At 70.0% G+C, this 9,341-nt stretch carries 9 protein-coding genes; 6 read left to right on the top strand and 3 right to left on the bottom strand.

The annotated features are described in order from the left end of the window. The first annotated feature begins 445 nt into the window (after positions 1–445). Positions 446–1,756: an NAD(P)/FAD-dependent oxidoreductase gene (locus tag PV679_RS04825; protein ID WP_319678524.1), complete on the top strand. Its 1,311-nt coding sequence runs from the start codon at positions 446–448 to the stop codon at positions 1,754–1,756. Between the two features lie 49 nt (positions 1,757–1,805). Here the strand turns inward: PV679_RS04825 and PV679_RS04820 are convergent, their stop codons facing one another. After that, positions 1,806–3,257 carry a regulator gene (locus PV679_RS04820; RefSeq protein ID WP_319678525.1) on the bottom strand — a complete coding sequence of 484 codons (1,452 nt, stop codon included), beginning with the start codon at positions 3,255–3,257 and terminating at the stop codon, positions 1,806–1,808. A 273-nt stretch (positions 3,258–3,530) separates the two neighbouring features. On the opposite strand from PV679_RS04820, the gene lipB reads away from it, so the two are divergent. From lipB to PV679_RS04800, 4 genes are all read left to right on the top strand, one after another. After that, positions 3,531–4,328 carry a lipoyl(octanoyl) transferase LipB gene (gene lipB / locus PV679_RS04815; RefSeq protein WP_319678526.1) on the top strand — a complete coding sequence of 266 codons (798 nt, stop codon included), beginning with the start codon at positions 3,531–3,533 and terminating at the stop codon, positions 4,326–4,328. A gap of 133 nt (positions 4,329–4,461) precedes the next feature. Then, a complete protein-coding gene (gene lipA, locus PV679_RS04810) occupies positions 4,462–5,427 on the top strand; it encodes a lipoyl synthase (protein WP_319678527.1) in 966 nt (321 codons plus the stop codon). A 249-nt stretch (positions 5,428–5,676) separates the two neighbouring features. After that, entirely contained in the window at positions 5,677–5,922 is a 246-nt protein-coding gene (locus PV679_RS04805; RefSeq protein ID WP_319678736.1) for a hypothetical protein, read from the top strand. Positions 5,923–5,931: 9 nt separating this feature from the next. Then, positions 5,932–6,630 (top strand): DUF4191 domain-containing protein, encoded by a 699-nt coding sequence (locus PV679_RS04800; protein WP_319678528.1) that lies wholly within the window; start codon positions 5,932–5,934, stop codon positions 6,628–6,630. Between the two features lie 202 nt (positions 6,631–6,832). On the opposite strand, the gene PV679_RS04795 is transcribed toward PV679_RS04800, so the two are convergent. Further along, on the bottom strand, positions 6,833–7,300 hold the full coding sequence (locus PV679_RS04795; protein WP_319678529.1) for an RDD family protein: 468 nt from the start codon (positions 7,298–7,300) through the stop codon (positions 6,833–6,835). 230 nt (positions 7,301–7,530) lie between these two features. On the opposite strand from PV679_RS04795, the gene glnA reads away from it, so the two are divergent. Next, on the top strand, positions 7,531–8,940 hold the full coding sequence (glnA, locus tag PV679_RS04790) for a type I glutamate--ammonia ligase (protein WP_319678530.1): 1,410 nt from the start codon (positions 7,531–7,533) through the stop codon (positions 8,938–8,940). A 32-nt stretch (positions 8,941–8,972) separates the two neighbouring features. Here the strand turns inward: glnA and PV679_RS04785 are convergent, their stop codons facing one another. After that, complete coding sequence (locus tag PV679_RS04785; RefSeq protein WP_319678531.1) at positions 8,973–9,293, bottom strand: integrase; 321 nt, start codon at positions 9,291–9,293, stop codon at positions 8,973–8,975. Positions 9,294–9,341 lie beyond the last annotated feature (48 nt).

Raw genomic sequence — 9,341 nt, 5'->3', positions numbered from 1 at the left:
CCCACCCCACCAGCCGGAGGCGGTCGTGACCGGCAGGACCACCGGCGGGAGGGGGACGGGGGCACAGGAGGATGGTGACCGGACGTAAAGCGTGATTTGCGGCGCGGCATCCCGGACGACCTCACGACCGCCCGAGCGCGCCGTAAATCATGCAGTCCGGACACCACCTCCGGCGCCCCCGGCACCCGCACCCGAACAACAACCCCGCCGGGACAACGCACCGCCGGAGGCCCACCGCCCGCCGCCACCACCGCCCGCACCCGCAACCCCCGCCGGACGGCGACCCGCACCCGCAACCCCCGCCGGACGGCGACACCGCGCCCCTCATGCATCGGTGCCCCCGCCCACGCGCGTCCGCCCCGCGCCCGTTCCCTTTCTACTCTCGACCGGGAGCTGGTCCAGGCATCAGCTCCCCACCAGCCGCGCCGACCTCGGGGAGGGGCACGTGCTCAGCAGCGCACACCACGCGGACGTCGTCATCATCGGAGCCGGAGTCGCAGGTCTGTCGGCGGCTCACCATCTGACCAGCGCAGGCGTCACAGTCAGTGTCCTGGAGGCCGCCTCGTACGTCGGCGGTCGCATGGCCACGGACCAGGTCGACGGTTTCCGCCTCGACCGGAGCGGACAGTTGCTCAACACCTCCTATCCGGAGCTGCACCGGACGCCGGGGCTGGAGGGCGGCGTCCTGCGGTTGTTCTCGCCGGGCGTGCTCGTGCACAGTGACGGCCGGAACTACCGGACCGGTGCGGTCGGTAGCGCGCGGAGCGCACTGACCGCGGCACGCGCCCTGGCGAGCGCCCCCCGTCCAGCGCTCGGCGGCGCGCTCGATCAGGCGCGGATCGGCGCGGCTCTCGGCCGCATCGCGACGATGCCGACACCGCGTCTGCTGGCCCATCCCGAACGCACCGCGCTGGACGCGCTGTCCGCCCGCGGCCTGCCCGTCCGTACCGTCAACGGCTTTGTCCGCCCGCTGCTGTCCGCACTGCTCTGCGATCCCGGACTCACCACGTCGAGCCGGTACGCCGACCTCGCGCTGCGCGCCTTCGCGCGAGGCCGGCTGTGTGTGACCGCGGGCGGCGCCGCGACGCTGCCGGAGCTGCTTGAGCGGGCGCTGCCGCAGGGCACCGTACGGAAGGAGGTGTGCGTCACGGACACCTCGATCAACTGCGTCACCACCAAGGAGCACGGTGAGATCGCTTGCCGCGCGCTGGTGCTGGCCACCGGCGCGCGCGCCGCGGCCGAGTTGCTGCCGGGGCTGCGGATGCCGGACTTCCACGCCGTGACGGTCCTTCATCACACCGCGCCGAAGCCGCCGTTGACCGATCCGGCGCTGTTGCTGGACGCGGAGCGGAGTGGACCGGTGGCGCACACCGCCGTGATGAGCGCGGTCGACGCCTCGCGCGCGCCGGACGGCCGGGTGCTGATCTCGTCGACGGTGCTCGGCACCCCGCCGCCGGCCGCCGAGCTGGACCGCACGGTCCGCGCGCATCTCGCACGGCTGTACGGGACGCCGACCGGCGACTGGGAGCTGCTGGCCGTCCATCACGACCCGGAGGCGGTACCGGCGATGCCTCCGCCGCACGATCCGCGCCGTCCGGTCCGGCTGCTGTCCGGTCTGTATGTGTGCGGCGACCACCGGGACACGAGCACGGTCCAGGGCGCGCTGTTCTCGGGCCGCCGGGCCGCCCACGCGGTCCTCGGCGACCTGGGTGTGAAGCCCTCGTACGGCACGGTCCCGCTGCCGGCCGTGGCATAGCCCGGGCCGCCGTCCGGCCGTGACCGGGCGGCGGCTCGGTCCGCCGGGCTCAGCCGAACGCCGCGGTCCGGTCGCGGTAGTTCCGTACGGCCGCGGCGTCCCGGTACGGCTCCAGCCGCCGCTCGAAGTCCCGTACGTACTCCACGGCTCGCGCCGAACGCATCTCGGTGGCCGCCTGGGCCGCCTCCGCGCCCAGCAGGCACGCCTGGTCCAGCTCGCCGAGGCCGAGCCGGCCACAGGCGAGCACAACGCGGCAGAAGAGGCGGCTGCGGGCGTACACGGGGGCGCGTAGCTGGAGCGAGCGCTCGGCGTGCTGCACGGACGCGCGGTACTGCTGCAGATCGCGGTAGCAGTGCCCGAACTCGTCGGCGAGCTGCGCCTCGTCGAAGAAGCGCGCCCAGTGCGGTACGTCGTCGCCGGGCCGGGCCGTCTCCAGCGCGCGTTCGGCCCGTACGAGCGCGGCGGTGCACGCCCGTACGTCGCCGAGGACACCATGCCCGCGGGCCTCGGCGGAGTGCAGCAGCGCCTGGACCACCGGCGGCGCGGACGCGCCGACTCCTTGCTGGGCGACGCGGGTGAGCTGCACCGCCTCACGGCCGTGGCCGAGGTAGACGGCCTGGCGGCTCATGGTGGTCAGGACGTACGAGCCGTAGGCCCGGTCGCCGGCCGCCTGGGCGAGCCGCAGGGCCTGGACGAAGTAGCGCTGGGCGAGGCCGTGTGCCGCGATGTCGTACGCGGTCCAGCCCGCCAGCCGGGTCAGATCGGCGGCCGCGGCGAAGAGACGCCGGCCGACGCTCTCGCCGTACAGGCCGCGGAGCATCGGTTCGGCCTCGTGTTCGAGATAGCGGACGAGGGCGTGGCGGGCATGGCCGCCGCCGTAGGTCTGGTCGAGGGTGCGGAAGAGGTCGCCGACCGAGCGGAGTGCGGAGATGTCTCCGGCCGTCACTTTCTGGCCGACCGCGCGTTCGGTGCGCGAGCGCGGGACCGCCGGGGCCTCGGGCCGAGACTGGGCGGGGACGCGGGTGTTGTTGTGCGCGACGAGGCCGGGGCTGCCGACGCGGTCGTCGGCGCGTCCGATCAGCCAGTCGCGACTGGGAATGACCAGGCCCGCCGGAGTGAACGCGATCTTGCGCAGTTCGCTGTGGCTGCCGGAGTCCTTGCGCCACAGTCCCGCGACGATGTCGACGGCTTCCTCGGGTGTGGACGCGAATTCGAGGCCCGCGTAGACCGGGGCGCAGGCGTCCAGACCCAGGTCCTGTGCGGAGAGCCGGCGACCGAGCCGGCGGGTGAAGACCTCGGCGATCAGCGCGGGTGTGGTGCCGCGTGGTTGCTGCCCGCGCAGCCAGCGCGTCACCGATGTCTTGTCGTACCGCAGATCGAGGCCGTGTTCGAGGCCGAGCTGATCCACCCGGCGGGCGAGACCTGCGTTGGAGAATCCGGCTTCTGCGATGAGTGCGGCGAGCTGGCGGTTGGGGATTCGCTGCGGAGGTCGTTCCGACATCAGCTGTACGGTCTCCTGCCTTCCGGGCCCGGTGAGCAGCCCTCATGGAACGGCGCGAATTTAGCGGTACAAACCGCCCTCACCGTCACCTTCGTCCCACATTCATCCGATCGTGTGAGGATCGAGCCACCGCTGACGCGAGCGCGGCGGAAGGGGCCGGAGAGCACCTGCCCGGCCTCTCCGCCGGGAGCCGCCGTACAGTTGCGAGAGCGCGACCCGTGCACGTTGAAGGTACTGACGGCGCACGATGAAGGGTTCTAAGGAGGCACTGCCGTGGGTGAGCTGCGGTACGTCCATCTGGGGTTCGGCGAGGATTCCGTCGACTACCAGGAGGCATGGCAGGAGCAGCGCCGGGTGCACGCGGCCCGCTTCGCGGAAGAGGTTCCGGACACCTGTCTGCTGCTGGAACACACGCCGGTGTACACGGCGGGCCGGCGCACCGCGGACAGTGAGCGTCCGCTGGACGGCACGCCCGTCATCGACGTGGACCGCGGCGGGAAGATCACCTGGCACGGTCCCGGCCAGCTCGTCGGCTATCCGATCCTCAAGCTGCCGCGGCCCGTGGATGTCGTCGCGCATGTCCGCCGCCTCGAAGACGCCCTGATCCGCACGGCCGCGGAGTTCGGCCTGGAGACGACGCGGGTCGAGGGGCGCAGTGGCGTGTGGGTGCTCGGTGATCCGGTGGAGAGCCGTCCCGCGCCGGGCGGACTCTCGCTGGACTTCGATCCACGGCTGCGGGACGAGGAGTTCGATCCGCGGCTGAACGGCCCGGAGTACGCGCCGTCCAACGCCGGCCAGCGCCGGGAGGACCGCAAGCTCGCGGCGATCGGCATCCGGGTCGCCAAGGGCGTGACGATGCACGGCTTCTCGCTGAACGTGAACCCGGACAACACCTGGTTCGACCGGATCGTGCCGTGCGGGATCCGGGACGCGGGCGTGACATCGCTCTCGTCCGAGCTCGGCCGTGAGATCACGATCGCGGAGGTCCTCCCGGTGGTGGAGCGCCATCTGCGGGACGTGCTGGAGCACGCGGAGCCGAAGCCGCGCGAGATCGAGCACGCGAGCGTCTGAGGCACCGCGGCCATCGGAGGGAATGCGCCCCGACGGCCGCCGGTTGGCCAGACGTAATGCCACGTAAACAACGGGCGTAACCTGGTATTCGCCGAAGAATCGAATGCCGCGCCAGCAGAGAGAGGTGCCGGACGTGTCCGCTGTCGCACCCGACGGACGCAAGATGCTGCGCCTGGAGGTCCGGAACAGCCAGACCCCCATCGAGCGCAAGCCCGAGTGGATCAAGACTCGGGCGAAAATGGGCCCCGAGTACAACCAGTTGCAGAAGCTCGTGAAGAGCGAGGGTCTGCACACGGTCTGCCAGGAGGCCGGCTGTCCGAACATCTTCGAATGCTGGGAGGACCGCGAGGCCACCTTCCTCATCGGCGGCGACCAGTGCACCCGGCGCTGTGACTTCTGCCAGATCGACACGGGCAAGCCGCAGGCGCTGGACCGTGACGAGCCGCGCCGGGTGGGTGAGTCCGTTGTCACGATGGACCTGAACTACGCCACCATCACCGGCGTCGCCCGCGACGACGTGGAAGACGGCGGTGCCTGGCTGTACGCGGAGACCGTCCGCCAGATCCACGCCATGACGGCGGAGCGCGCGGCCGGCGGCACCAAGGTCGAGCTGCTCATCCCTGACTTCAACGCCGTGCCCGAGCAGCTCGCCGAGGTCTTCTCCTCCCGGCCCGAGGTGCTCGCGCACAATGTCGAGACGGTGCCGCGGATCTTCAAGCGGATCCGTCCGGGATTCCGTTACGACCGCTCGCTCGACGTCATCACGCGCGCCCGCGAGGCGGGACTGGTCACCAAGTCCAACCTGATCCTGGGCATGGGCGAGGAGCGCGCGGAGGTCAGTGAGGCGCTGCGTGATCTGCACGACGCGGGTTGCGAGCTGATCACGATCACGCAGTATCTGCGTCCGTCCGTACGGCACCATCCGGTCGAGCGCTGGGTGAAGCCGCACGAGTTCGTGGAGCTGAAGGACGAGGCCGAGGCCATCGGCTTCTCCGGTGTGATGTCGGGACCGCTGGTGCGTTCTTCGTACCGCGCGGGACGGCTGTACCAGCAGGCGGTCGAGCGGCGTGGCGCGGCGGTCGCCGGCCAGGCCGTGTGAGCCGTGCCGATCCGGGCTGTGTGAATCTGAGCACAAGAGGCTACTCAGCAGTAGAACGCAGTCGTGACGCGGTCCGTACCCTCCTCCCAGGTCGGGGGTGGTGTACGGGCCGCGTCAGCGTTTCCGGGCCGCGCATCAAGGTTTCATTGCCGTTTGACCGGTCGGTCACGCCCTGGTAACACCGATGAGTAAGGCTGCTTGCACGCAGCTCGTACGCTCGTCACCACCGCTCCTGAGGGGACCGCCATCATGCAGGTCGCGCCGGCCCGACCCGTCACCGAAGCGGTGACGGCGACCACACGCATCACCCCTGTGCTGCCCTCCGTCTCCACCGCGCTGCGCGCCGTGGAGTCCCTGCTCCTCAGCGGCGGCCAGCGCACAGCCCGCCGTAACGCCTGGACGGCCGTCCTGGAGGACCGCCGCCGGGCCAAGGACCGGGTCGAGGCACAGCACGTTCTGGAGGCCGTGTCGGACCACACTTCCCACGCCACGTAAACTCTGGGCATGGCGAGGAAGGAAAACGCAGACTCTGCTGCGAACCCCGGGCGACTGAAGCAGATCGCCCTTACCTACAAGATGACCCGGCAGGCCGACTCGAAGGTCGGTCTTGTCGTCGCGGGTGTGGGAATCGTCACCTTCGGTGTCTTCCTCGCGATCGGCTTCTTGATCAACCACCCGATCTATCTGGGCATCCTGGGCTTCATCCTGGCGTTTCTCGCGATGGCGATCATCTTCGGCCGCCGTGCCGAACGTGCCGCCTTCGGGCAGATGGAGGGCCAGCCGGGCGCTGCGGCGGCCGTCCTGCAGAACGTGGGCCGTGGCTGGACCACGACACCGGCGGTGGCGATGAACCGCAGCCAGGACGTCGTCCACCGGGCCGTCGGCAAGGCGGGCATCGTGCTGGTCGCCGAGGGCAATCCGAACCGGCTGAAGAACCTGCTGGCGGCCGAGAAGCGGAAGATGGCCCGCATCGTCGTGGACGTACCGGTGCACGACATCATCGTCGGCGACGGCGAGGGCCAGGTGCCGCTGAAGAAGGTCCGTACGACCATGCTGAAGCTGCCGCGAGTGCTGGCGGGCCCGCAGGTGACGGTGGCCAACGACCGGCTGCGGGCCATGGGCGACCTGATGAGCAATATGCCGCTGCCGAAGGGTCCGATGCCGAAGGGCATGCGGATGCCACGCGGCGGAAAGATGCGCTGATCTCATCCACGCATAAATCCACACATAAGAGGGCGGTCCGGAACTCGGTTCCGGACCGCCCTCTTGACGTCTGCGGGCTGTGGCGCCACTGGGGCATGTTGCGAAAGCAGCGCCGTCCGCCCGGACGACTCGGACGGCTCCGACAACGCGGCGAGCGGGCGTGCCGGGCCTCGCGGGCCGGGCGGGACTTTCGCGACAGACCCTAGATCCGTACCTGTACGGCGCGGGCCAGGCGGTCGTGGAGGCCACGGCCGTCGCGGTCCCAGACGAGGGCCGGGACGGCCACGCACAGCAGCACGCTGCGTACGAGCACGCGGCCCAGGCCGAGCCGGCCGCCGTCCTCGGCGACGACGCGCAGGCCGAAGAGCCGCTTGCCGGGAGTGGAGCCGACCGTACCGACGGTAAGCAGGCTCAGTACGAGGAGGATGCCGAGCGCCCAGTTCCCGGACGCCTGCCAGTCACCTCTGGCCAGCAATCCGTATGCGATCAGTACGCACAGCGCCCAGTCGACCATCAGGGCACCGAAGCGCCGGCCGAGCGGGGCGACGGAGCCCGGCCCGTTCTCCGGCAGACCGAGCCGCTCGCCCCGGTAGCCGAAGTCGACGCCCATGTCCTCGGCTGCCGCGCGCGGCCCGGAGAGCCACGATCCGATTGCTTGCCTGTTATCCACCCGACCACGGTACTGCGGCCGTATTCGCACCCTCGGGACGGGGGTAAGGGGGCATGTGCGGCCCGGCGTGCGCCCGGCGCCCACCCGGGCCGGTTAACTTCTGCGAAACAAATGAGTCATGCTTGAGAAACCCCGGAAACCTAAGTTGGGTCCAACGTGTGCCACCGCACTGGCCGCACGACCGAGCGACAACCCCCGCCCCACCCCGGGACGGGAGGAGGAGGAGCTGGATGTTCCAGAACGCCGACGAGGCCAAGAAGTTCATCGCGGACGAGGACGTCAAGTTCGTCGACGTCCGCTTCTGCGACCTGCCTGGCGTGATGCAGCACTTCACGATCCCGGCGAAGGCGTTCGATCCGGTGGAAGAGCTGGCCTTCGACGGCTCCTCCATTCGTGGCTTCCAGGCCATCCACGAGTCGGACATGGCGCTGCGCGCGGACCTGTCGACCGCCCGGGTCGACCCGTTCCGCCGTGACAAGACGCTGAACATCAACTTCTTCATCCACGACCCGATCACGGGCGAGCAGTACAGCCGCGACCCGCGGAACATCGCCAAGAAGGCCGAGGCGTACCTCGCCTCCACCGGCGTGGCGGACACCGCGTACTTCGGCCCCGAGGCCGAGTTCTACGTCTTCGACAGCGTGCGTTTCAACACCACCGCGAACGAGGGCTTCTACCACATCGACTCCGAGGCCGGCGCCTGGAACACCGGTGCGATCGAGGACAACCGCGGCTACAAGGTCCGCTACAAGGGCGGCTACTTCCCGGCCCCGCCGGTCGACCACTTCGCCGACCTGCGCGCGGAGATCTCCCTGGAGCTGGAGGCGTCCGGCCTTCAGGTCGAGCGCCAGCACCACGAGGTCGGCACCGCCGGCCAGGCGGAGATCAACTACAAGTTCAACACGCTGCTCGCCGCGGCCGACGACCTGATGCTCTTCAAGTACATCGTGAAGAACGTCGCCTGGCGCAACGGCAAGACCGCGACCTTCATGCCGAAGCCGATCTTCGGCGACAACGGCTCGGGCATGCACGTCCACCAGTCCCTGTGGCAGGGCGGCAGCCCGCTGTTCTACGACGAGCAGGGCTACGCGGGCCTCTCGGACACCGCCCGGTACTACATCGGCGGCATCCTCAAGCACGCGCCGTCGCTGCTGGCCTTCACCAACCCGACGGTGAACTCGTACCACCGCCTGGTCCCCGGCTTCGAGGCCCCGGTCAACCTGGTCTACTCGCAGCGCAACCGCTCCGCCGCGATGCGCATCCCGATCACGGGCTCGAACCCGAAGGCCAAGCGCGTCGAATTCCGCGCCCCGGACCCGTCCTCCAACCCGTACCTGGCCTTCTCCGCGCTGCTCCTGGCCGGCCTGGACGGCATCAAGAACAAGATCGAGCCGGCCGAGCCGATCGACAAGGACCTCTACGAGCTCGCTCCCGAGGAGCACGCCGGCGTCCCCCAGGTCCCGACCTCGCTGCCCGCGGTCCTCGAAGCGCTGGAGTCGGACAACGAGTACCTGCAGGCGGGTGGCGTCTTCACGGCGGACCTGATCGACACGTGGATCGACTACAAGCGCACCAAGGAAATCGCGCCGATCCAGCTCCGCCCGCACCCGCACGAGTTCGAGCTGTACTTCGACATCTAGGCCGAAGCACCGCTGACCTGCGGTAATGCCCTTTAGGCCGCCGCCTGGGGCACAACGGGGGCACTCCCCCGAGATGTCAGGCCGTCGACCGCCGCCGTCAGGGCGCGGTCGACGGCCTTCTTCGTCCGCTCCTCGCCGGCGGGCATCAGGTGCGTGTACGTGCGCGGCGTGAAGCCCGGGTCGGAGTGGCCCAGGTACTCGGAGAGGGCTTTGACGCTCTCGCCCGCGTCGAGCGGCACGCTCGCGTAGTGGTGGCGGAGAGCGTGCATGCCATCGCTGCGGGCCTCGCCGCAGTTCTCGCCCTCGGGCTTGATGGGGACAACGCCTGCCCGCGCGAGAGCAGGCTTCCACACGTACCTGCGCTGACCAGGCACGCAACGACTGGGACGGGTGCGACACCA

Origin of the sequence: Streptomyces sp. AK02-01A, from assembly GCF_033795305.1 — a bacterium.
GTDB lineage: Bacteria > Actinomycetota > Actinomycetes > Streptomycetales > Streptomycetaceae > Streptomyces.
This window is presented reverse-complemented; position numbering and strand designations above follow the sequence as displayed.

What these genes read in the sequence shown, in the direction of transcription:
- PV679_RS04820 (WP_319678525.1), bottom strand. Translation starts at nt 3,257, where the DNA reads ATGTCGGAACGACCTCCGCAGCGAATCCCCAACCGCCAGCTCGCCGCA.
- PV679_RS04805 (WP_319678736.1), top strand. Translation starts at nt 5,677, where the DNA reads ATGCAGGTCGCGCCGGCCCGACCCGTCACCGAAGCGGTGACGGCGACC.
- PV679_RS04800 (WP_319678528.1), top strand. Translation starts at nt 5,932, where the DNA reads ATGGCGAGGAAGGAAAACGCAGACTCTGCTGCGAACCCCGGGCGACTG.
- glnA (WP_319678530.1), top strand. Translation starts at nt 7,531, where the DNA reads ATGTTCCAGAACGCCGACGAGGCCAAGAAGTTCATCGCGGACGAGGAC.